Genomic DNA, 266 nt, shown 5'->3' on the forward strand with positions numbered 1-266 from the left:
CTGAAAGCCGGCGTCAACGCCGTTGGACACTTCGAATTCAGCCGTGCGAACATCATCCCCGTCGGGCTGAAGATCGCGACCCAGTTGCCGATCATCGGCGGCCTCGGCTGCTATGTGCTCAGCGTGGTCGTATGGATCGTCGGGCTGTCGCGGGTCGACGTGTCGATCGCGTACCCGATGCTGTCGCTCGGCTACGTCGTCAACGCGTTCGCCGCGTGGTATCTGTTCGGCGAAGTGCTGTCGGTCCAGCGGCTCGTCGGCATCGG

Annotated in this window: 1 protein-coding gene; it reads left to right on the forward strand. The window is 63.9% G+C overall.

Annotated elements, in window-relative coordinates; all coding sequences use genetic code 11:
* A partial coding sequence (locus tag SB751_RS31270; RefSeq protein WP_410749180.1) for an SMR family transporter occupies positions 1-266 on the forward strand: 266 nt, incomplete at both ends.

Source organism: Cupriavidus sp. SIMBA_020 (assembly GCF_046535395.1).
Classification (GTDB): domain Bacteria; phylum Pseudomonadota; class Gammaproteobacteria; order Burkholderiales; family Burkholderiaceae; genus Cupriavidus; species Cupriavidus campinensis.